Source organism: Streptomyces hilarionis (genome assembly GCF_024539675.1).
Classification (GTDB): Bacteria; Actinomycetota; Actinomycetes; order Streptomycetales; family Streptomycetaceae; genus Streptomyces; species Streptomyces hilarionis.
This window is the reverse complement of record NZ_JAHHIT010000893.1, coordinates 1-237: the sequence shown is the minus strand read 5'-3', so window position 1 is coordinate 237 and position 237 is coordinate 1. Positions and strand designations below refer to the sequence as shown.

Below are 237 nucleotides of genomic sequence, written 5' to 3'. Positions count from 1 at the left end.
AATTAATGAAACTCTTGAACATGATGTCGTGGAAAGATTAAAGGAGAATTTTGGTGTCACTGTTTCAAGTCTTGATATAGCTGCAATAGAGATTGATAAATCAAGTCAAGGCTATCAACAGCTTATGTTGGTTACCAAGGATGTTACTACAGCTAAAATACAAGCGGAAACTACTGACTATGTTGAACGGATACGTATTCAACGTGAAGAAGGACAATATGCTCAGCACAAGCAAAC

Annotated in this window: 1 protein-coding gene; it reads left to right on the top strand. The window is 36.7% G+C overall.

The window, feature by feature from the left end; genetic code table 11:
• Positions 1 to 237: hypothetical protein (locus KMS84_RS40690; protein WP_256921677.1), on the top strand; the 237-nt coding region annotated here is incomplete at both ends.